The following is a 21,671-nucleotide window of genomic DNA, read 5'->3' on the forward strand; positions in this document are numbered from 1 at the left end:
ATGGCGACCTTGAGAGGTTATGCCGTCAAGACTCATGCAGCGCTTCCAATTGCCTTGCCCTCGATCATCCATCTAGCGGGTCGCTTCCAATTAGGGGGCGGCCCGCACTCCTGTCTGGATGGTGATGGCCGCCTCCATGACCGTGCCTCTCTTGACGTGACTGTGTTACCAAAATTGCGTCGAAGTGAGCGGCAGTGCAGGCGGGCATCTGGCTGCAGCGATTGGACAGGGTGCGTCGTTAACGGTCCTTCGTAACCTCTACGCTCCACTCAGTCGGCCACGGTATAGCGCCCGTAGCGCCTGCGATTGGGAAAAAACCGGGAAGCCGATATACAACCTAGGATAAAGTACCATTGAATGTTCGCTATTGAGGAATGAAGGTATTGCAATACCATCTGCATAAATCAGAGCCGGTTGCCTAAAGATCGAATGTGCATCGTCCGAGAAGACAGGCATTCGTTTGGTGGCTACCAAAAATCGGAGTTTCAAAGGCCGCTGGAATGGCCCATACAGGACACCGTCGATAAGCGGAGCAGACATGAAGACCAGCCTTGAACATTTGCCGGAACGAAAGCAACGCGAGCTCGCGCGCGTCGTCGGAATTATTCAGGAAGAGTTTGCTGATCTGGTGGAGCGCTCGAAGTCTGACGCCAAGAGGGATGGGCGGATTTTCAAAATCATTCTGTTCGGTTCTTACGCGCGTGGCACCTGGGTGGATGAACCGCATACGTCGAAAGGCTATCGCTCGGATTTCGACATCCTTGTCATCGTCAGCAACAAGGAACTTGCCGACCCCAAATACTGGGACAAGGCGACAGACCGCCTGATGTGGGACAAGGAAATCGAGACGCCCGTGGGGCTTATCGTGCATGGCGCTCGCGAAATCAGCAATTTTTTGCAGGACGGCCAGTACTTCTTCGTCGACCTCGCCCGCGAAGGTATTGTTCTTTACGAATTCGACGACCGGCCGCTGGCTGAAGCGAAACCGCTCAGCCCTTCCGATGCACTTAGGGTTGCCGAGGAGCATTTCAGCAGACATTTTCCTGATGCACAAACTTTCATTAAGTTGGCTGGCTATGCCCTGAAGGATAACAATGCCAACATTGCCGCCTTCCAACTGCATCAGGCAGTCGAGACGGCTTACAACTGCTATCTCCTGACGCTGACAAATTATTCGCCTGCGTCGCACAACCTCAAATTCCTGCGTGGACTTTCCGAAGGTCGCGATCACCGTTTGATCGACATCTGGCCGCGCGACCGTCAGCGATTTACCACATGGTACAACATCCTGAATGAGGCCTACGTCAAGGCACGCTATTCGAAGCGTTTCGAGGTTTCCGAAGAGGCGCTCACCTGGCTTCAGGAGCGGACGGCGGAACTTCATAAGATGGTGGAGAGGCTTTGCCGCGAGCACATCGAAAAGCTCGAACAGGCCGCGGGACAAGCCGCAAATTCCAGCGACTGAGCTTCACCGGTGGCAGACCAATCCTGAGCTCAGGCACCAGCCACCGCAGCGTCATGAACCACAGGGTCCAACCTCCTCTTACAATCGCTATGTCGATCTCCTCATAGACACTGGTCTGTCTTTCAGGAACGAAGCCGTGCTCAACAGCGGCAGTTCCGGTGCGACCGCAATCGAAAGGAACAATCGTGGCAAGGAAAACCATCGAACAGCGTCTGGCTGAACTGGATGCGCAACGGTCCGCGCTCAAGGCGCGTCTCTCGAAAACCGAGCGCAACAACGATACGCGCCGCAAGGTCCTGATCGGGTCGCTCGTTCTGCATCACCTGCAGACCTCGGATGATCAGGAGTTCAGCAAACAACTCGGTACATGGCTGCGTCGCGAACTACCAGGCTTTTTGACACGCGACAATGACAAGGCGCTGTTTGACGATCTGATCGAACCAGGACTGCCGGACAAGGGAGAGGGTGGCGACAGCGCGGAAGGGTATCCATGAACCGGTTGCGACTTTCTCGGGACGCATTCAAGAACATGATGCGAGCCGCCGCGCGTGATCCGCTTTGGGCGCTTCTGGCTTTGATCGCCATGCCCTTCCGGATCTGGAAACGGCTTCTTGGATTTTTGTTCATCCTGTTCAACGTCACGTTCGTGATCGGCATGGGTGGCGGTCATTTCCTCGAGCAAATGGGTTTCGAGCGGGGCTCGCCTGTCTACATCATCCCAGGTCTCTTAACCCTGCTGGCGCTGGCCGTTATCACCTTCTGGTTCATTACCACTCCACTGATTTTGCATTTCGGGGAGAATGACGATGATACCCATGGCTCCGCCCGCTTTGCGACAGACAAGGAAATAGCCGCTCTCACCTCATCCGGCTCCGGCCTCCTGATCGGTCGTGATACGAAAACGGCCAAGCCTCTGCGCTATGATGGCCCGGCCCATCTCCTGACGATGGCGCCGACCCGTACCGGCAAGGGCGTGGGCACTATCATCCCGAACCTGCTGACCGCCGACCGTTCCGTGATCTGCGTCGATCCGAAAGGTGAGAATGCAAGAATCACCGGTCGTGCGCGCCAGAAATTCGGGCCGGTTCATGTGCTCGATCCTTTCGGGGTCACTGGCAGACCCACGGCAGCCTTCAATCCCCTGGCCATGCTTGATCCCCAAAACCTCGATGTCGCGGAAGATGCCAGTGCCCTTGCCGACGCTCTCGTGTTCGACGAACCGGGAATGGCGGGAGAGGCGCATTGGAACGAGGAGGCAAAAGCACTGATTGCCGGATTACTGCTCCAGATCGTTGCAGCGGAGCCTTTGAGTGGAAGGCACCTCGCGACACTTCGAGAGTATCTTACCCTTGCTCCAGACCAGTTTGCAGCACTGCTCAAGCGGATGCAGGACAGCGATGCGGCGGGAGGTCTTGTCGCGCGCGCCGCAAACCGACACCTCGGAAAACCCGATCGCGAAGCTGCAGGCGTTCTGTCGGCAGCCCAGCGCCATACGCATTTTCTTGATTCACCGCGCATGACGGCCGTCCTCAGTCGCTCGGATTTCCGGTTTGCCGATCTCAAGCGCAGCAATGTGACGGTGTTCCTCGTCCTTCCCCCTGATCGCCTCTCGACCTATTCGCGCTGGCTGCGACTGCTTGTCTCACAAAGCCTGCTCGAAATGGCCCGCGATCCGACAAAGCCGGCGACACCGGTTCTCTATCTGCTCGATGAGTTCGCATCCCTTGGGCATTTGGCACCAGTCGAGCGCGCGATGGGTCTGATGGCGGGTTATGGTGTCCAGCTTTGGCCCATCCTCCAGGACATCCATCAGCTGCGTGCCACATACGGTCATCGCGCCGGAACTTTCCTGTCAAATGCCGGCGTGCTGCAGGTCTTCGGCGTCAACGATCATGACAGCGCCCGCCTCATCTCTGATCTGCACGGACAGGAGACGGTCGTGTTCCAGACCATGGCGAGAGCGCTCGATTCCGATAAGACCGGGATCTCCTACAGCCAACAGCGTACCGGCCGGCCGCTGCTCACCCCTGATGAGGTGCGCAATCTGCCGGCGCACGGACAATTGCTGTTTCTGGCCGGACAACGACCAATATTTGCTGAAAAGCTTGCCTATTTTGCCGATCCGGAATTCAGGGATATGTTCGACCCAGTTTAACGGGAATGGTGGTAAATGGCAGTTCGGCAACCCATCAAATCCTTGTATGCGCGGCCCTCCGGCTATCTTGATTGTGAACGCAATTTGCGCGCAATTCACTGGCCACGCAGTTCGCGAACGCAAGTTAGGCGGCCATATCAAAGTCCGACCGCTTAATGCTGTTCGGCAGAAAATCGAGAGCGTCGAGGCTGATGGAGAGAGTTTCACTTTTGCCAAGCCTGTCTTCGTAGTGACACGAGACGTGCACCGTATTCGGTGCGCGCCTTACAGCTCGACGCAGTCTTTGTGAGCATTTTCGACCAAAGACGTTCGAGACAGTTTTCCTAATGCGCTCACCGAATGGTTTAGAAATACGCGGTAAAGTTTGGCCGTGTTGGCATTGAAAATTTGTATGTGAGATTGCTTTGGGAGCGAATATGCGGAGCGTCGTTTTATCGTCTATTGCTCTGGGCGTGGCCATTAGCGGATCGCCGGTCCAAGCGCAGACGCGAATTCCATATGAGAAAGCACCTTACAACGACACTGTAATCCAATGCGGCGCGTTGTTCGCCCTCCTTGCCGACGGCTACGAAGAGGCAGGCGAAAAAGGTAAATCCGTCGATTACCAACAGAAATTCGCTAAGCAGTTGAAGGTTTCTGAGGAAGAATTTGAAAGCGTAGGGCGACCTAAACTAGAAGCAAAACAAATTTACCAAGAACGTCGCGGCATTCTCGCTACCATGATGGAAAAGGATACCCAAATGATGGCGGGTCCTGCGAGAAGTCCGCATCGCCTGTTTGCATAGAGGTACCAGGGAGACGAACGCCAAGGAGGCCTGAGTAACAGCTGAAAGCCACAGAACCGACGAGGAGTGCACTCAGACGGAATAGGCCCGCGTCAGCGAGTACTTTGGTCACTTCACCAGCGAAGCGATCCGGCGCGGACATGCCACCGCTTCGCAGCAACATGCCGATGAGCTTGCGCCGCTCCCGGATGTCGTCTTTAACTTGCCTATGGGCTTTCACCCGAGCCGTAATGTCGACGTCAGCCTGCGGGCCGACATAGCGTCTCTTGTCCTTACCCTTGGGAGTAGGGAGATCAAAATACCAGTAATTGCGGCCCTTGACCGGAACGGAAACAAACCGACCTTCGAGGGGAAAGTCTGCCTGAAACTGAGCATCGAACATCCGCTGCGCGAGTTCAGCGAACGCCGTTCTGTAAACGAGGTCAATCTGTTTCATCGCCCGATCCCGTTATAATTAATTTGCAAAAACAATATAACTATGCTGCCAGATTTCGATGGAGCGAGGCTAGGTCGGTTCGGTTTCAATCGAAAGAGTGGACAATGGTGCGCGTCGGCTCCATCGTATTTAGGCCGTCGAGGCGGCAACTTTGGACGGCCGCAAATTGACGAACTGAAAAGCCGTCGTCCTCTGCTTCTACCACAAACCAAACATTAGAAAGGTCAATCGATAGATCTGGCGCCGACGCATGTTTTCTCTCGAAAGAGGAGCGCACCGCGCATCTGCTCGAGCTGGTAAAGGTCGTTTGCGATGAACATATCGAAAAGCTGGAATGTAACGTTCGAATGGGCGGGAGTGAAAGCAGCCAATGACAGCCAGGTGTCGAAGCCGGTTCTGATCGTGCCCTTGCGGCGCGCCGCCTTGGCACTTTACGAGTCAAATCAGAAAGAGGCCGCGCGGGATCTGGCTGCGTTTCTCGCCTCACAGGAAGTCCTCGATCAAGCCCTCGAAGAGCTGGTCAACCAACATTTCGATCTGACCGATTGGACGATCGACGCCGCCTGATCAACGGGCCTCCCATTAAGGCGGAACAAACTTGTTAATGTTCTCTTTATGTTCTATTGGTAGAATCGTGCCGAAATGTCAGAAAGACTCCCAGCGAATGCGAGGTGATACCAATGACAAGTTTTTCCGTTCTGCGTCAAAAAGCCGGTCTGAGCGTGCCCGAAGCAGCCGAACTTTTGGGCTACAACGAACGCCAGGTTTACCGCTGGGATTCCGGTGAGAACGTACCGCGGAAGGTCATCACCGATAAGCTCGAGTCCGTGCGGCAGGAGCGCTGCCTTGCGCCGTCGGAACACTCGTTCACATTCATCGACCTGTTTGCGGGTATCGGCGGCCTGCGCCGCGGATTCGACGCTATCGGCGGCAAGTGCGTATTCACGTGCGAATGGGACAAGCACTCCCAAGCGACATACCGTGCAAATTACCCTGACGACGAGCATGAGATCTGGGACGACATCCGCGACCTGAAAGCGGAAGATGTCCCTGACCACGACGTCCTCCTCGCTGGTTTCCCGTGTCAGCCGTTTTCGTTGGCAGGCGTGTCGAAGAAGAATGCTCTTGGCCGTGCGCACGGGTTCGCCTGCGAGACGCAGGGTACGCTGTTCTTCGACATCCAGCGCATACTCGAGGTCAAGCAACCGAAGGCGTTCCTGCTAGAGAACGTGAAGAATCTGGTCAATCATGACAAGGGGCGAACCTTCGCGATTATCAGGGACGTCCTCGAAAACCAGCTCGGTTACACCATCAAGTGCAAGATCCTAGATGCGAAGTCGTGGCTTCCGCAACACCGCGAACGCATATTCATTGTCGGCTTCCGGCAGGATCAGGGCTTCAACTTCGAGGACCTGCAGATCCCTGACGTCCTGAAGGGGCCGACCCTCAAGACGATCCTCCATCCGGAAAACGGCGAGGAAGCTCCTGAGAAGCCGTTCACGGACGGCAACATCGGTCGCGTATCCGATAAATACACGCTGACCGACAAGCTTTGGGCATACCTTCAAGCCTATGCCGCCAAGCACAAAGCAGCCGGCAATGGCTTCGGCTTCGGTCTGTTCACTCCGGACGGCATCGCCCGTACACTGTCCGCTCGTTATCATAAGGACGGCTCCGAGATCCTGATTAGCCGTGGCGATGGCCGGAACCCGCGCCGCCTTACACCGCGCGAGTGCGCACGCCTCATGGGCTTTGATGCTCCCGGCGAAAGCGACTTCCGGATCCCCGTCTCCGATACGCAGGCCTACCGTCAGTTTGGTAATTCGGTTGCCGTGCCGGCCGTTAAGGCCGTGGCCGAGCTCATGAAGCCGTACATCCTGGATTATCAAGAGGTCGAGGAAGTCATTCTCAAGCGCGCCTGATGACGGACGTGGTTTCGCCCGAGAAGCGCAGCGAGATGATGGCTGGCATCAAGGGCAAGAACACGAGGCCGGAAATCGCCATCCGGAAAGCCTTGTTCGCGCTCGGCCTGCGGTATCGCATCCACGACAAACGGCTGCCCGGAAAGCCCGACCTTGTTTTTCCCGGGCGAAAGGCTGTCATCTTCATCGAGGGGTGCTTCTGGCACCAGCACGACTGCCACCTCTTCAAGATGCCATCGTCCAGGCAGGACTTCTGGCAAGCAAAGATCGAGGGCAACAGGCAGCGTGACGTCCGCGTCCGCAGCGAACTGCAAGGTCTGGGGTGGCGACATCTAACTGTGTGGGAATGCGCCTTAAAAGGGAAAACGAGATTGCCATTTCCCGCGGTCGTGGACAGGATCCGAGCGTGGCTCGAATCAACCGAGTCGACGGGGGAAATCGAGGGGATACGGGATGGCGATAGCCGACCTGAGTGATTGGATGGCGGAGTTCGGAAAGCCGGGCTACCTATGGTACGCGAAGCGTCTTTCTGGCAATGACACGTTGGCGAATAAGAGTCACCAGGCCGGGCCGTACATTCCGAAGCCCGTGCTCTTTGAGGTGCTTCCAAGCATCAATCGCCCCGAAGTCGAGAGGCCTGACGCCTTCTTCGAGTTGTACCTCGACTCTCACCCGGAGGTCAGGACCATCAGAGCGATCTGGTATAACGGCAAGTTTCACGGCGGCACGAGAAACGAAACCAGACTGACAGGCTTCGGGGGCGCCCAGTCCGCGCTTCTCGACCCAGACAGCACCGGAGCGCTTGCGGTGTTCGCTTTCAAAGTGGAGAGTGAGACGTCGCCGGCGGAATGCCATGTCTGGGTTTGCGGTGGCGAAGGAACGGAAGCTGACTTCGTCGAAGAGCGTTTGGGTCCGGTGGAACCTAAGATTCCAGTGATCTGGCGGCCGGGCATTTCGGATCCGCAAGCAGATCTATTTACGGCAATCCCGAGCCGAGCGACGTGCTGGTTGCAGCCGGACGAGATACCGGAAGGGTGGCTAACTGCGTTTCCGACCGGTCGAGAAATTATCGAGAAAACTATCGGCCTACGGCCGGCGAGCGGCATGCCAGTGGATGTCAGACTGATGCTGCGCCGCGCCTGCGAGTTCGAGATATTCAAGTCGATCGAGGAGGCATCCTGGTTGCCGAAGATCAAGGAGGGCTTCCACTCGATCGATGGGTTCCTGGGCATGGCGAACACGATCTTGCAAAGCCGCAAGTCCCGGGCAGGGAAGTCCCTGGAATATCACACGGTGGCTCTCTTCGAGGAGGAAGGTCTCGCCCCTGGGACCGCGTTCGTCCACAACCCTCTGATCGAGGTCAACAAACGCCCGGATTTCCTGTTTCCTAGCGTAGCGGCGTACCAGGACAACTCCTTTCCCGCGAACCGACTGCGGATGTTGGCGGCGAAGACGACTTGCAAGGATCGTTGGAGACAGATCATCAATGAGGCCGATCGCATACAGACCAAGCATCTACTGACGCTGCAGGAGGGGGTTTCCGAAGCCCAGTTCACCGAGATGGTCGAGGCTGGTGTTCGTCTTGTGGTGCCCTCTGGTATCCATGCGTCATACCCGGAAGCCGTCCGGCCTCATCTAATCACACTTGAAGAGTTCATCGGCGACGTCCGGACAGCATGAGGAACAACCGTGGCGAGAATATCTGAAGCCGTCCTTTCTGACGCCGATTGTTGGTTTCCATGCGGAACTGAGCCTAACGGCGGTGCGGATAAAAATTGGACTGCTTTATAAGTTCAGGCCGAGGCTATAACGATACTCGACCGGGCTGAGTGATCCGAGCGATATTTTGATACGCTTCTCATTGTACCGACGGATGTAGGCATCCACTTCGGCGACGAACTGTTCGATCGTGATGGCTTTCCAGTCACGTGGATAGAAGAACTCGGTTATAAGCCGGCCGAAGAACCCTTCGCAAGCGGCGTTGTCTTGCGAGCAGCCTTTTCGGGGCATCGAACGAACCAGCTGCGCATTGCTGATCCTGTTGAGCCAGCCGGGCCAGCGATAATGCGCTCCCCGATCAGAATGGATGATCGGCCGTTGTTCGCCGTCGCTCACGGTCCCAATGGCTGCCTGGCGCTTGTGACACCCCGGGCAGGATACTTTTGAGGCCTCTGATCTGTCTGGGTATACCTGCGGCGTGTGTCGGAAAAAGGTGTTTTGACGCTAAAAATCTGGATCGATCTCCGCTCTACGAGGCGATAGCGACCTGGGACCCGATCGGAAAGGCGCAACGAACGGTTGGCGCACTGTCGTTAAAGCCATGGGCGGAGGCTTACAGAATAAGCATATCCTTGCGAGCTAATTGACAAAGTGAGTGGAAATCTCGATTGATCTCCACGTTTCATGGGAACGAGCAACATTTTTCTAGGTCAAATACTTTCCCGAATATTGGCTACTCGTATTCTATTTATTTCATCAAGCATGCCGCTTCCAGCTATCTGGAGCGGCTTTTGATAGAGGCAAGCCAACGTTCTCATTGAGAAAAATCTAATGTAGAACAATTGGCGGGGATGTTCTCACATAGTTCGCCCGTTGTTCCGCGACAGTTGCGAAGGACATCCTCCGAGCCCTTCAGCGTCTTCGCGAACCCGATATACGCAGATAGCTCGCTCGTAGGCAGATTACAGCGGGCCTTGAGAAAGGCCTTCCCTTCCGCGGCAGGTACGCATGCTGTCAGCTTCTCGAGCTCCGCGGCCATCGCCAGAACGCGGTCGGTCAACTGCTGCTGTAGCTTCGGCATCCGCTTGAGTGCCGCGGAAAGCGCCTGTGCCTTGCGATCTATGTCTGCCACTAAAGTGTCCCCGTTTGGGACATCCATGCGACATCGCGTCTTTCAAAGACGGTGATTGGATCAATAAAATGCGAGTAATCTCAAAGGATTCGGGCACCTTTGTAAGTTTACGCGATCCTAACTTGTTGGAAGTTATCAGCGTCGCCGGATACAGGCTGAAACGCGATTCTCAACATCGGACTTGCGGTCCAATCGTCTTACGATTCATCACTTTGCACCACTCCCGTCTGACTTGATTGAGGGCTAGTCTTCGGGGCAGGCCAAAATATTCTTCCTTTGTTGGAAACTACAGCGGCTAGGCACGTTAGAAACCTTGCGGAGTTGTACTTTCATGCTTATGAAAGCGGAGGATGCGCAGGGGGAAGGATTCTGGAGCCGTGGCGGAAGTTGTTTGCTTATGCAAGTCGGTGGTTCCATCAAATCGGAAGGATTGTCCTGCCTGCGGACGTGATTGCGGCTTTCCAAATGTGAGACTTGCTTCAAGCGTCGAGGAGGCTGCGGCCTTATCAAAACGGGTTCACGATGCAGAGACTTCTGCGTCCGCCAGGCAGTGCTTGGATCAGCTCACGGAGTTTGGACAAAGTGTGGACTCCTCTCGTGCAGTAATTGCTCGCAATCTCCACGTCGTAGACGACTTGGTAAAGAGCGACAGAAATCATTACACTAGCTATTTGTCGCAAATTCATGCTGGGTCGAGAGACCCGGAAGAGAATGAGTGGGACAAGGTTCGCACACAATATGAGAGTGCGCTTTACCCAAATTTCCAAAACGACATAATCTTTGCTTGCTTGACGCTTTCGCAATCGGGCATGTCTGGATGCTCTGATCCCCAAAAACTGGACCGTTTATAACTGGAGTTTTCCGCGTTAATTTCCCGGCTGGGAAAAGGAGCGGAAGCATGAAGGCATCGAAGTTCTCGGACGCCCAGAAGGCGTTCATTTTGAAGCAGGGCGATGATGGCGTGCCGGTAGCAGAGATCTGCCGGAAGGCGGGGATCAGCCAGGCGACCTATTTCAATTGGCGCAAGAAGTATGCGGGCCTGCTGCCCGACGAGATGCGCCGACTGAAAGCTCTGGAAGATGAGAATTCCAGGCTCAAGAAGATCGTCGCTGATCTGACACTGGACCGCGAGATGTTGCAGGATGTCATCCGCCGAAAGCTCTGAGGCCTGTCCGGCAGCGCAAGCTGATCGACGGGATGCTGGTGGATTGGGACATCTCAATCCGACGGGCCTGCAAGGTCCTGAGGTTCGACACGTCGACCTACCATTACAAATCCCGCCGCACCGGACAGGCCCCACTCGAACGACGCATCAAGGAGATTTGCGAGACGCGAGTGCGGTATGGCTATCGGCGTGTCCATGTCCACCTGCTGCGCGATGGATGGAAGATCAACATGAAGAAGACACGCAGGATTTACAGCGAGTTAGGTCTTCAGCTGCGCAACAAGCATCCCAAGCGCCGGGTGAAGGCCAAGCTTCGGGACGATCGCCAGGAAGCTGTCGGTCCGAACGATGTCTGGGCGATGGACTTCGTTCACGACCAGCTCGCGACTGGCAAGAAGCTGCGTATCCTAACCGTGGTCGATACGCACTCGCGTTACTGCCCAGCCGCCGACGCCCGCTTCACCTATCGAGGCGAAGACGTGGTCCAGACCTTGGAAGGCATCTGCAGGAAGACCGGCTATCCGAAGACGATAAGGGTGGATAACGGCAGTGAGTTCATCTCTCGTGATCTCGACCTGTGGGCCTATGCCAACAACGTCACGCTGGACTTCTCACGGCCTGGCAAACCGACCGACAACGGCTTCATCGAGGCGTTCAACAGCAAGCTCAGAGCGGAATGCCTGAACGCTCATTGGTTCCTGACCCTTGCGGATTCGCGCGAAAAGTTGGAGACTTGGCGTCGATACTATAACGAGGAACGTCCTCACTCGGCGATCGGATATAACGTCCCGATTGACCTGCATAATCCCGGTGGCACAACCAGCCAGCCATCGTGATCAAAGCCGGAAAACTCTAACTCCCGGCGATCCAAAGTTTGGTCCCAGAGCAAAAGCCGGAAAACTCTAACTCCCGGCGATCCAAAGTTTGGTCCCAGAGCATGGATACGGTGGTTTCTCAATCATACTTCGTGACGATATGGTCGCCCACCGAGCCTCGCTGTTCGAAGAGAACCCTCACAATTTTATCGAACGCCACAAGATTTTGATGAATAGGCCATTTCCTGCGGGTTACAGAGCATCTTGGAATTCTAGGTCAGACTTGGCAAAAGCCAAGCTCCACTCTGACATCGACCAGAATACAACTGTATCCGACCATCCTTCGATTCTTCAGAAGGACCAAGGCGGCACGGGCGACGGAGACTTTATCGAGGTTCACATCTATGGTACGCTGAACCGTCGCGCGATAGAGAAGGTTGTTGGTCTGAAACCCAAGACCTTAGAAGATCGGGCAATTTGGCGACGAGTTAAGCGAGAGCTAGAATCTCTCGGCGCGGAGGCGGTAGAGCTATGATCAATGCGCTTGTGTCTGGTAGCGCAGCTCGTGCGGTATTCATCCAGGGTCCGAAAGTCCAATATATCGACGCCGAGAACCCTGCTGTCTTCAAGCAAACTACCCTTTCAGCTATTCCCCGGCTTTTTGAGGGTGCGCACGACATCGTGCGGATGAAAATCCGCAAGTACACCGAATGCTTCGACGTGCTTTTGGACGCCTATAGAAAAGATCGTGCGTTGAGAATGCTTCAGATCGTCTTAGAAGATGACGACCTAGAGGACTTTGAGGAGGCGACCGGGCTTCTTGAAAAAATGCTCGCGGATGGCAAGGTGGCGGACCATGTTCGGAACGTTGCGCACGCTGTTCCATACCCGAATTTCCCGCGCATTGGTCCGTCTAAATTCGAGCAGGCTCCTCTCACACAGAAGCTATATGCAGATCTTCAGGGACATCAGTCGGCGATACTTTCTGTCAGGGAAGCCTTCGACGGTATGAAGTTTTCATCAGAAGATTTGAAGTGCGCTTATGAGAAAAACGCGATTGCGGCGGGAATTTTCGCGCGGATGGTAGATCTTGCTACCGGGCAAGCAACGACTAGCGATGTGACTTTTGAGTGTATTCGTGCTTTTGGAAGCCTGCCAGACGTCAGGGAGATCAGCACGCGCTGGGTCACTCGTGTGGGCGGGAAAGCCGATCGGAAGTTGCCAAAGCTCAAACTGTCGGAACCGGAAGCCGAGGACGATGGCTTCCTTCTTGACGATGATACGCGTTTCATCGCCGACCGTAGAGCCCAGTTTGAGGCGGTTAGTGCCCAGATAAAATCAATTGTCGAGCGCCTCGATAGTCGCGACGTTGATGTAGCCAGGCGGTATGCAGATCAGCTTGTCGATTGGCAGCTTCAAAACAGTTCAAGCGAGTACGCTGTAAAATCTCTGTCGAACCTAGCCACCGAAGCTCGTCACAGGAAATTACATGACATCGAGTTGGAATGGGGAGAGAGAGCACGGGACGTCCGTCCTGGCGACGCCTGGGCTAGAGCACTACTTGGCGACACCTATCTTTCGATGTACCGCTTGAACGACGCGGAGGAAGAGTTCAAAGCGGCTTCGAGCTTTGGGGAAGAGGCATACGGAAGAATAGGTCTTGCTCGCGTTGCGAAACAGAGCGGAGATCTTGACAGGGCACTGACATTATTCACCGAAGCGAAACGGCACTCCAATCATTCGGATTATACGATCGCCGCCTGGTTTGGGTATTGCACGACACTTCGCGAAATGTGGAAACCAGAAGAGACCCTTCAGGCCTTTGAACGCGCAAAACTGGAGTTTCCAGAAGAGATAACTTTCCATGTTGGGTATGACCTGCCACTGAGAATTTCCTCCAGATTGGATTAGAGTCCGGCCCATCGAGGACGGACTTATGAAGAAGCAGAGATTTACGGAAGAGCAGATTATTGGGGTGCTGAAGGAGCAAGAGGCTGGCGTTAAGGCGGCTGATCTTTGCCGCAAGCACGGGATTTCCGAGGCGACCTTTTATAATTGGAAGGCCAAATATGGCGGCATGGAAGTGTCAGAGGCCAAACGTTTGAAGGCGCTTGAGGACGAGAATGCCAAGTTGAAGAAGCTGCTCGCCGAGCAGATGCTGGATACAGCCGCACTCCGCGAGCTTCTCTCAAAAAAGTGGTAGGGCCTGCCGCCAAGCGTGAAGCTGTCACGCATCTGAAGGCCGTCATGGGTCTTTCGGAACGGCGGGCCTGCCAGATCATATCTGCGGACCGAAAGACGATCCGTTATCGATCCTCTCGACCGCCGGAGGTCGAGTTGCGAGCGAAGCTGCGCGATCTGGCCAATGAGCGCCGCCGGTTCGGCTATCGTCGATTGTTCATCTTGCTTCGACGAGACGGAGAGCCGTCCGGTGTCAATCGCATCTACCGGCTCTATCGCGAGGAAGGTCTTTCCGTGCGCAAGCGGAAAGCCAGGCGGCGTGCCGTCGGCACGCGTGCCCCGATCCTCGTCGAAGCAAAGGCGAATGCTCGCTGGTCACTGGATTTCGTCCACGATCAATTCGCCTGCGGCAGGCGCTTCCGCATCCTCAATGTAGTCGACGATGTCACACGCGAATGCCTGGCGACGATCCCGGACACATCGATATCAGGTCGCCGTGTCGCGCGGGAGTTGACGACGCTCATCGAGCGACGAGGCAAGCCTGGCATGATTGTCTCAGACAACGGGACCGAACTGACCTCGAATGCCATCCTTGCCTGGTCGAAGGATCACAAGGTCGAGTGGCATTACATCGCGCCGGGTAGGCCAATGCAAAACGGTTATGTTGAGAGTTTCAACGGCCGGATGCGCGACGAGTTGCTCAACGAGAGCCTGTTCTTTGGTCTCGACCATGCCCGCAGCGCCATTGCGGAATGGGCTAACGATTACAACAATTTCCGGCCGCACTCATCACTCGGATACCAAACCCCGGCGGACTATGCCGGGATCATCGCCGCAACCGGCTCCAACGCTACGCAATATGAAAGCTTCGCGTTTCCGCCGGTTGCTCCCACCACGCCATTTGGCTTATCAAAAACAGCCGAGGCTCTAATCGCAGCCGGATGAAACTTCAGTGGCAGGTCACCCCCCGTTTTTCCAATGATGTGACGCCTTTTCTCCTTGCCTCCCTTGTCTTTAAGGGGTTGGAAGAGGTTTTTGCTTTCCTGTTGATCCCCGCTCGTTTTTCTTAACCTATACTGCCCTTGTTCTGTGACGAACCGGGCGACATTCCGGCTTTGATACGGAGACAGCGCCGGTTGTGAGAGAAAGACGTCACTCTCATTTTTCAGGGTCTGACAGGGAAAGTCCTCTGGCAATGACCGGAGGAGAGATGGAATCGGGTTTGTGGTGGACCTTTCTATTTCTCCGAAACGCATTCCCTGAAGGACACGCTCTGACAGGCATAAACCGCTGATGGGGGCACTGATAAGTGTCTTTATTTTCCACAGGCGGCAATTTTCAGTGCCCCGTTGCAATGCCCATCGAGCTGAAAGGCTGATGGTAAAATAGATGAAGCTCACAACACGGTCGCAACTGCGTCGCGTGATAGGAAAGGTGTGTCCAATGGGTCTTTATGAGATGTACGTCCTTGCTGCTCGTCCAGATACCGCCCTGGGGAGGAGGAGGTGGGCACGATCTCTTTATGCCAGGGCAAAGATTCGAAATCGGCAGCTCAAGAAGCAATATTTACACAACCAGAAGGAGAATTCCGATTCGTCGGCAGATGTGAAGAGGGTAGACCATCCTCGATCTGGGCGGCCTCTGTAAACATATATTTATATAATAGCCAACGCAAAGTATATAAAATATATGTTGCGATAAATTATATATGTGCGACTGAAAGCGGATGAGAATCCGGGAGCAAAATTGGCTTTTACGGACCTGCAATTTGCGGATTGCGGGCCGACTACGTGTAAATATATGAATTTTATGTTGAATTTGCTGTCTTGACTGGAGAATTGTTATGCGTGGAAACTATATGAGTGAGACGGAATTGATTGGAATGAAGAGTCCAGATTTGAACGGCGATCGATCACAATAACAATATCATGATATTGTTATTGTGATCGATCGCCGTTCAAATCTGGACTCTTCATTCCAATCAATTCCGTCTCACTCATATAGTTTCCACGCATAACAATTCTCCAGTCAAGACAGCAAATTCAACATAAAATTCATATATTTACACGTAGTCGGCCCGCAATCCGCAAATTGCAGGTCCGTAAAAGCCAATTTTGCTCCCGGATTCTCATCCGCTTTCAGTCGCACATATATAATTTATCGCAACATATATTTTATATACTTTGCGTTGGCTATTATATAAATATATGTTTACAGAGGCCGCCCAGATCGAGGATGGTCTACCCTCTTCACATCTGCCGACGAATCGGAATTCTCCTTCTGGTTGTGTAAATATTGCTTCTTGAGCTGCCGATTTCGAATCTTTGCCCTGGCATAAAGAGATCGTGCCCACCTCCTCCTCCCCAGGGCGGTATCTGGACGAGCAGCAAGGACGTACATCTCATAAAGACCCATTGGACACACCTTTCCTATCACGCGACGCAGTTGCGACCGTGTTGTGAGCTTCATCTATTTTACCATCAGCCTTTCAGCTCGATGGGCATTGCAACGGGGCACTGAAAATTGCCGCCTGTGGAAAATAAAGACACTTATCAGTGCCCCCATCAGCGGTTTATGCCTGTCAGAGCGTGTCCTTCAGGGAATGCGTTTCGGAGAAATAGAAAGGTCCACCACAAACCCGATTCCATCTCTCCTCCGGTCATTGCCAGAGGACTTTCCCTGTCAGACCCTGAAAAATGAGAGTGACGTCTTTCTCTCACAACCGGCGCTGTCTCCGTATCAAAGCCGGAATGTCGCCCGGTTCGTCACAGAACAAGGGCAGTATAGGTTAAGAAAAACGAGCGGGGATCAACAGGAAAGCAAAAACCTCTTCCAACCCCTTAAAGACAAGGGAGGCAAGGAGAAAAGGCGTCACATCATTGGAAAAACGGGGGGTGACCTGCCACTGAAGTTTCATCCGGCTGCGATTAGAGCCTCGGCTGTTTTTGATAAGCCAAATGGCGTGGTGGGAGCAACCGGCGGAAACGCGAAGCTTTCATATTGCGTAGCGTTGGAGCCGGTTGCGGCGATGATCCCGGCATAGTCCGCCGGGGTTTGGTATCCGAGTGATGAGTGCGGCCGGAAATTGTTGTAATCGTTAGCCCATTCCGCAATGGCGCTGCGGGCATGGTCGAGACCAAAGAACAGGCTCTCGTTGAGCAACTCGTCGCGCATCCGGCCGTTGAAACTCTCAACATAACCGTTTTGCATTGGCCTACCCGGCGCGATGTAATGCCACTCGACCTTGTGATCCTTCGACCAGGCAAGGATGGCATTCGAGGTCAGTTCGGTCCCGTTGTCTGAGACAATCATGCCAGGCTTGCCTCGTCGCTCGATGAGCGTCGTCAACTCCCGCGCGACACGGCGACCTGATATCGATGTGTCCGGGATCGTCGCCAGGCATTCGCGTGTGACATCGTCGACTACATTGAGGATGCGGAAGCGCCTGCCGCAGGCGAATTGATCGTGGACGAAATCCAGTGACCAGCGAGCATTCGCCTTTGCTTCGACGAGGATCGGGGCACGCGTGCCGACGGCACGCCGCCTGGCTTTCCGCTTGCGCACGGAAAGACCTTCCTCGCGATAGAGCCGGTAGATGCGATTGACACCGGACGGCTCTCCGTCTCGTCGAAGCAAGATGAACAATCGACGATAGCCGAACCGGCGGCGCTCATTGGCCAGATCGCGCAGCTTCGCTCGCAACTCGACCTCCGGCGGTCGAGAGGATCGATAACGGATCGTCTTTCGGTCCGCAGATATGATCTGGCAGGCCCGCCGTTCCGAAAGACCCATGACGGCCTTCAGATGCGTGACAGCTTCACGCTTGGCGGCAGGCCCTACCACTTTTTTGAGAGAAGCTCGCGGAGTGCGGCTGTATCCAGCATCTGCTCGGCGAGCAGCTTCTTCAACTTGGCATTCTCGTCCTCAAGCGCCTTCAAACGTTTGGCCTCTGACACTTCCATGCCGCCATATTTGGCCTTCCAATTATAAAAGGTCGCCTCGGAAATCCCGTGCTTGCGGCAAAGATCAGCCGCCTTAACGCCAGCCTCTTGCTCCTTCAGCACCCCAATAATCTGCTCTTCCGTAAATCTCTGCTTCTTCATAAGTCCGTCCTCGATGGGCCGGACTCTAATCCAATCTGGAGGAAATTCTCAGTGGCAGGTCATACCCAACATGGAAAGTTATCTCTTCTGGAAACTCCAGTTTTGCGCGTTCAAAGGCCTGAAGGGTCTCTTCTGGTTTCCACATTTCGCGAAGTGTCGTGCAATACCCAAACCAGGCGGCGATCGTATAATCCGAATGATTGGAGTGCCGTTTCGCTTCGGTGAATAATGTCAGTGCCCTGTCAAGATCTCCGCTCTGTTTCGCAACGCGAGCAAGACCTATTCTTCCGTATGCCTCTTCCCCAAAGCTCGAAGCCGCTTTGAACTCTTCCTCCGCGTCGTTCAAGCGGTACATCGAAAGATAGGTGTCGCCAAGTAGTGCTCTAGCCCAGGCGTCGCCAGGACGGACGTCCCGTGCTCTCTCTCCCCATTCCAACTCGATGTCATGTAATTTCCTGTGACGAGCTTCGGTGGCTAGGTTCGACAGAGATTTTACAGCGTACTCGCTTGAACTGTTTTGAAGCTGCCAATCGACAAGCTGATCTGCATACCGCCTGGCTACATCAACGTCGCGACTATCGAGGCGCTCGACAATTGATTTTATCTGGGCACTAACCGCCTCAAACTGGGCTCTACGGTCGGCGATGAAACGCGTATCATCGTCAAGAAGGAAGCCATCGTCCTCGGCTTCCGGTTCCGACAGTTTGAGCTTTGGCAACTTCCGATCGGCTTTCCCGCCCACACGAGTGACCCAGCGCGTGCTGATCTCCCTGACGTCTGGCAGGCTTCCAAAAGCACGAATACACTCAAAAGTCACATCGCTAGTCGTTGCTTGCCCGGTAGCAAGATCTACCATCCGCGCGAAAATTCCCGCCGCAATCGCGTTTTTCTCATAAGCGCACTTCAAATCTTCTGATGAAAACTTCATACCGTCGAAGGCTTCCCTGACAGAAAGTATCGCCGACTGATGTCCCTGAAGATCTGCATATAGCTTCTGTGTGAGAGGAGCCTGCTCGAATTTAGACGGACCAATGCGCGGGAAATTCGGGTATGGAACAGCGTGCGCAACGTTCCGAACATGGTCCGCCACCTTGCCATCCGCGAGCATTTTTTCAAGAAGCCCGGTCGCCTCCTCAAAGTCCTCTAGGTCGTCATCTTCTAAGACGATCTGAAGCATTCTCAACGCACGATCTTTTCTATAGGCGTCCAAAAGCACGTCGAAGCATTCGGTGTACTTGCGGATTTTCATCCGCACGATGTCGTGCGCACCCTCAAAAAGCCGGGGAATAGCTGAAAGGGTAGTTTGCTTGAAGACAGCAGGGTTCTCGGCGTCGATATATTGGACTTTCGGACCCTGGATGAATACCGCACGAGCTGCGCTACCAGACACAAGCGCATTGATCATAGCTCTACCGCCTCCGCGCCGAGAGATTCTAGCTCTCGCTTAACTCGTCGCCAAATTGCCCGATCTTCTAAGGTCTTGGGTTTCAGACCAACAACCTTCTCTATCGCGCGACGGTTCAGCGTACCATAGATGTGAACCTCGATAAAGTCTCCGTCGCCCGTGCCGCCTTGGTCCTTCTGAAGAATCGAAGGATGGTCGGATACAGTTGTATTCTGGTCGATGTCAGAGTGGAGCTTGGCTTTTGCCAAGTCTGACCTAGAATTCCAAGATGCTCTGTAACCCGCAGGAAATGGCCTATTCATCAAAATCTTGTGGCGTTCGATAAAATTGTGAGGGTTCTCTTCGAACAGCGAGGCTCGGTGGGCGACCATATCGTCACGAAGTATGATTGAGAAACCACCGTATCCATGCTCTGGGACCAAACTTTGGATCGCCGGGAGTTAGAGTTTTCCGGCTTTTGCTCTGGGACCAAACTTTGGATCGCCGGGAGTTAGAGTTTTCCGGCTTTGATCACGATGGCTGGCTGGTTGTGCCACCGGGATTATGCAGGTCAATCGGGACGTTATATCCGATCGCCGAGTGAGGACGTTCCTCGTTATAGTATCGACGCCAAGTCTCCAACTTTTCGCGCGAATCCGCAAGGGTCAGGAACCAATGAGCGTTCAGGCATTCCGCTCTGAGCTTGCTGTTGAACGCCTCGATGAAGCCGTTGTCGGTCGGTTTGCCAGGCCGTGAGAAGTCCAGCGTGACGTTGTTGGCATAGGCCCACAGGTCGAGATCACGAGAGATGAACTCACTGCCGTTATCCACCCTTATCGTCTTCGGATAGCCGGTCTTCCTGCAGATGCCTTCCAAGGTCTGGACCACGTCTTCGCCTCGATAGGTGAAGCGGGCGTCGGCGGCTGGGCAGTAACGCGAGTGCGTATCGACCACGGTTAGGATACGCAGCTTCTTGCCAGTCGCGAGCTGGTCGTGAACGAAGTCCATCGCCCAGACATCGTTCGGACCGACAGCTTCCTGGCGATCGTCCCGAAGCTTGGCCTTCACCCGGCGCTTGGGATGCTTGTTGCGCAGCTGAAGACCTAACTCGCTGTAAATCCTGCGTGTCTTCTTCATGTTGATCTTCCATCCATCGCGCAGCAGGTGGACATGGACACGCCGATAGCCATACCGCACTCGCGTCTCGCAAATCTCCTTGATGCGTCGTTCGAGTGGGGCCTGTCCGGTGCGGCGGGATTTGTAATGGTAGGTCGACGTGTCGAACCTCAGGACCTTGCAGGCCCGTCGGATTGAGATGTCCCAATCCACCAGCATCCCGTCGATCAGCTTGCGCTGCCGGACAGGCCTCAGAGCTTTCGGCGGATGACATCCTGCAACATCTCGCGGTCCAGTGTCAGATCAGCGACGATCTTCTTGAGCCTGGAATTCTCATCTTCCAGAGCTTTCAGTCGGCGCATCTCGTCGGGCAGCAGGCCCGCATACTTCTTGCGCCAATTGAAATAGGTCGCCTGGCTGATCCCCGCCTTCCGGCAGATCTCTGCTACCGGCACGCCATCATCGCCCTGCTTCAAAATGAACGCCTTCTGGGCGTCCGAGAACTTCGATGCCTTCATGCTTCCGCTCCTTTTCCCAGCCGGGAAATTAACGCGGAAAACTCCAGTTATAAACGGTCCAGTTTTTGGGGATCAGAGCATCCAGACATGCCCGATTGCGAAAGCGTCAAGCAAGCAAAGATTATGTCGTTTTGGAAATTTGGGTAAAGCGCACTCTCATATTGTGTGCGAACCTTGTCCCACTCATTCTCTTCCGGGTCTCTCGACCCAGCATGAATTTGCGACAAATAGCTAGTGTAATGATTTCTGTCGCTCTTTACCAAGTCGTCTACGACGTGGAGATTGCGAGCAATTACTGCACGAGAGGAGTCCACACTTTGTCCAAACTCCGTGAGCTGATCCAAGCACTGCCTGGCGGACGCAGAAGTCTCTGCATCGTGAACCCGTTTTGATAAGGCCGCAGCCTCCTCGACGCTTGAAGCAAGTCTCACATTTGGAAAGCCGCAATCACGTCCGCAGGCAGGACAATCCTTCCGATTTGATGGAACCACCGACTTGCATAAGCAAACAACTTCCGCCACGGCTCCAGAATCCTTCCCCCTGCGCATCCTCCGCTTTCATAAGCATGAAAGTACAACTCCGCAAGGTTTCTAACGTGCCTAGCCGCTGTAGTTTCCAACAAAGGAAGAATATTTTGGCCTGCCCCGAAGACTAGCCCTCAATCAAGTCAGACGGGAGTGGTGCAAAGTGATGAATCGTAAGACGATTGGACCGCAAGTCCGATGTTGAGAATCGCGTTTCAGCCTGTATCCGGCGACGCTGATAACTTCCAACA

Annotated in this window: 17 protein-coding genes and 2 pseudogenes; 12 read left to right on the forward strand and 7 right to left on the reverse strand. The window is 54.4% G+C overall.

Features of this window, described 5'->3' with window-relative positions; all coding sequences use genetic code 11:
• Nucleotides 1–538 precede the first annotated feature (538 nt).
• From V6S97_RS17370 to V6S97_RS17355, 4 genes are all read left to right on the forward strand, one after another.
• Entirely contained in the window at nt 539–1,465 is a 927-nt protein-coding gene (locus V6S97_RS17370) for a nucleotidyltransferase and HEPN domain-containing protein (RefSeq protein ID WP_112356949.1), read from the forward strand.
• 185 nt (nt 1,466–1,650) lie between these two features.
• Entirely contained in the window at nt 1,651–1,959 is a 309-nt protein-coding gene (locus V6S97_RS17365) for a mobilization protein (protein ID WP_162697144.1), read from the forward strand.
• A complete protein-coding gene (locus tag V6S97_RS17360) occupies nt 1,956–3,620 on the forward strand; it encodes a type IV secretory system conjugative DNA transfer family protein (protein ID WP_334427571.1) in 1,665 nt (554 codons plus the stop codon). The genes V6S97_RS17365 and V6S97_RS17360 overlap by 4 nt, the downstream gene beginning before the upstream one ends.
• A gap of 416 nt (nt 3,621–4,036) precedes the next feature.
• Nucleotides 4,037–4,405 (forward strand): hypothetical protein, encoded by a 369-nt coding sequence (locus tag V6S97_RS17355; RefSeq protein ID WP_334427572.1) that lies wholly within the window; start codon nt 4,037–4,039, stop codon nt 4,403–4,405.
• On the opposite strand, the pseudogene V6S97_RS17350 reads toward V6S97_RS17355, so the two are convergent.
• Nucleotides 4,371–4,841: pseudogene (locus V6S97_RS17350) on the reverse strand (GSU2403 family nucleotidyltransferase fold protein); the annotation flags it as partial. The gene V6S97_RS17355 and the pseudogene V6S97_RS17350 sit on opposite strands and share 35 nt — an antisense overlap.
• A 312-nt stretch (nt 4,842–5,153) precedes the next feature.
• Between V6S97_RS17350 and V6S97_RS17345 the strand changes: the two are divergent.
• The 4 genes from V6S97_RS17345 to V6S97_RS17330 all read left to right on the forward strand — a co-directional run bounded on the left by V6S97_RS17345 (nt 5,154) and on the right by V6S97_RS17330 (nt 8,443).
• A complete protein-coding gene (locus tag V6S97_RS17345; protein WP_334427573.1) occupies nt 5,154–5,408 on the forward strand; it encodes a hypothetical protein in 255 nt (84 codons plus the stop codon).
• A 113-nt stretch (nt 5,409–5,521) separates the two neighbouring features.
• A complete protein-coding gene (dcm, locus tag V6S97_RS17340; protein ID WP_334427574.1) occupies nt 5,522–6,763 on the forward strand; it encodes a DNA (cytosine-5-)-methyltransferase in 1,242 nt (413 codons plus the stop codon).
• Nucleotides 6,763–7,239, forward strand: a complete 477-nt coding sequence (locus tag V6S97_RS17335; RefSeq protein WP_112593434.1) for a very short patch repair endonuclease — start codon at nt 6,763–6,765, stop codon at nt 7,237–7,239. Before dcm ends, V6S97_RS17335 begins: the two co-directional genes overlap by 1 nt.
• Nucleotides 7,217–8,443, forward strand: coding sequence for a type II restriction endonuclease (locus V6S97_RS17330; protein WP_334427575.1), 1,227 nt, complete (start codon nt 7,217–7,219; stop codon nt 8,441–8,443). The genes V6S97_RS17335 and V6S97_RS17330 overlap by 23 nt, the downstream gene beginning before the upstream one ends.
• A gap of 105 nt (nt 8,444–8,548) precedes the next feature.
• Here V6S97_RS17330 and V6S97_RS17325 read toward each other — a convergent pair.
• Together V6S97_RS17325 and V6S97_RS17320 are read right to left on the reverse strand one after the other, a co-directional pair.
• A pseudogene (locus tag V6S97_RS17325) lies at nt 8,549–8,893 on the reverse strand (transposase); the annotation flags it as partial.
• A gap of 403 nt (nt 8,894–9,296) precedes the next feature.
• Nucleotides 9,297–9,614 (reverse strand): hypothetical protein, encoded by a 318-nt coding sequence (locus V6S97_RS17320; protein WP_334427576.1) that lies wholly within the window; start codon nt 9,612–9,614, stop codon nt 9,297–9,299.
• An 898-nt stretch (nt 9,615–10,512) separates the two neighbouring features.
• Here V6S97_RS17320 and V6S97_RS17315 point away from each other — a divergent pair.
• The 4 genes from V6S97_RS17315 to V6S97_RS17300 all read left to right on the forward strand — a co-directional run bounded on the left by V6S97_RS17315 (nt 10,513) and on the right by V6S97_RS17300 (nt 14,720).
• Nucleotides 10,513–11,615, forward strand: a protein-coding gene (locus tag V6S97_RS17315) for an IS3 family transposase (RefSeq protein WP_111797508.1) whose coding sequence is annotated in 2 segments (ribosomal slippage) — nt 10,513–10,774 and nt 10,774–11,615 — 1,104 coding nt in all. Because the reading frame shifts where the segments join, the coding sequence is not laid out codon by codon here.
• Nucleotides 11,616–11,877: 262 nt separating this feature from the next.
• A complete protein-coding gene (locus V6S97_RS17310; protein ID WP_334427577.1) occupies nt 11,878–12,129 on the forward strand; it encodes a hypothetical protein in 252 nt (83 codons plus the stop codon).
• Nucleotides 12,126–13,505 (forward strand): hypothetical protein, encoded by a 1,380-nt coding sequence (locus V6S97_RS17305; RefSeq protein ID WP_334427578.1) that lies wholly within the window; start codon nt 12,126–12,128, stop codon nt 13,503–13,505. Before V6S97_RS17310 ends, V6S97_RS17305 begins: the two co-directional genes overlap by 4 nt.
• 25 nt (nt 13,506–13,530) lie before the next feature.
• Nucleotides 13,531–14,720 (forward strand): IS3 family transposase gene (locus V6S97_RS17300; protein WP_111817720.1). Its coding sequence is split into 2 segments (ribosomal slippage): nt 13,531–13,792 and nt 13,792–14,720, totalling 1,191 coding nucleotides; the frame shifts between segments, so codons are not numbered across the junction.
• Nucleotides 14,721–16,688: 1,968 nt separating this feature from the next.
• Here V6S97_RS17300 and V6S97_RS17295 read toward each other — a convergent pair.
• From V6S97_RS17295 to V6S97_RS17280, 4 genes are all read right to left on the reverse strand, one after another.
• Nucleotides 16,689–17,878, reverse strand: a protein-coding gene (locus V6S97_RS17295) for an IS3 family transposase (RefSeq protein ID WP_111817720.1) whose coding sequence is annotated in 2 segments (ribosomal slippage) — nt 16,689–17,617 and nt 17,617–17,878 — 1,191 coding nt in all. Because the reading frame shifts where the segments join, the coding sequence is not laid out codon by codon here.
• Between the two features lie 25 nt (nt 17,879–17,903).
• On the reverse strand, nt 17,904–19,283 hold the full coding sequence (locus V6S97_RS17290) for a hypothetical protein (RefSeq protein WP_334427578.1): 1,380 nt from the start codon (nt 19,281–19,283) through the stop codon (nt 17,904–17,906).
• The gene (locus tag V6S97_RS17285) at nt 19,280–19,531 is read right to left on the reverse strand and encodes a hypothetical protein (protein WP_334427577.1); all 252 of its coding nucleotides are present in this window, start codon (nt 19,529–19,531) and stop codon (nt 19,280–19,282) included. The genes V6S97_RS17290 and V6S97_RS17285 overlap by 4 nt, the downstream gene beginning before the upstream one ends.
• Before the next feature lie 262 nt (nt 19,532–19,793).
• Nucleotides 19,794–20,896 (reverse strand): IS3 family transposase gene (locus V6S97_RS17280; RefSeq protein WP_111797508.1). Its coding sequence is split into 2 segments (ribosomal slippage): nt 19,794–20,635 and nt 20,635–20,896, totalling 1,104 coding nucleotides; the frame shifts between segments, so codons are not numbered across the junction.
• Nucleotides 20,897–21,671 lie beyond the last annotated feature (775 nt).

Origin of the sequence: Agrobacterium sp. CCNWLW155 (assembly GCF_036888815.1) — a bacterium.
GTDB classification, from domain to species: domain Bacteria; phylum Pseudomonadota; class Alphaproteobacteria; order Rhizobiales; family Rhizobiaceae; genus Agrobacterium; species Agrobacterium radiobacter.

Coding starts and splice junctions, on each gene's coding strand:
- V6S97_RS17370 (WP_112356949.1), top strand. CDS start 539: ATGAAGACCAGCCTTGAACATTTGCCGGAACGAAAGCAACGCGAGCTC.
- V6S97_RS17360 (WP_334427571.1), top strand. CDS start 1,956: ATGAACCGGTTGCGACTTTCTCGGGACGCATTCAAGAACATGATGCGA.
- V6S97_RS17355 (WP_334427572.1), top strand. CDS start 4,037: ATGCGGAGCGTCGTTTTATCGTCTATTGCTCTGGGCGTGGCCATTAGC.
- V6S97_RS17345 (WP_334427573.1), top strand. CDS start 5,154: ATGAACATATCGAAAAGCTGGAATGTAACGTTCGAATGGGCGGGAGTG.
- dcm (WP_334427574.1), top strand. CDS start 5,522: ATGACAAGTTTTTCCGTTCTGCGTCAAAAAGCCGGTCTGAGCGTGCCC.
- V6S97_RS17335 (WP_112593434.1), top strand. CDS start 6,763: ATGACGGACGTGGTTTCGCCCGAGAAGCGCAGCGAGATGATGGCTGGC.
- V6S97_RS17330 (WP_334427575.1), top strand. CDS start 7,217: ATGGCGATAGCCGACCTGAGTGATTGGATGGCGGAGTTCGGAAAGCCG.
- V6S97_RS17305 (WP_334427578.1), top strand. CDS start 12,126: ATGATCAATGCGCTTGTGTCTGGTAGCGCAGCTCGTGCGGTATTCATC.
- V6S97_RS17290 (WP_334427578.1), bottom strand. CDS start 19,283: ATGATCAATGCGCTTGTGTCTGGTAGCGCAGCTCGTGCGGTATTCATC.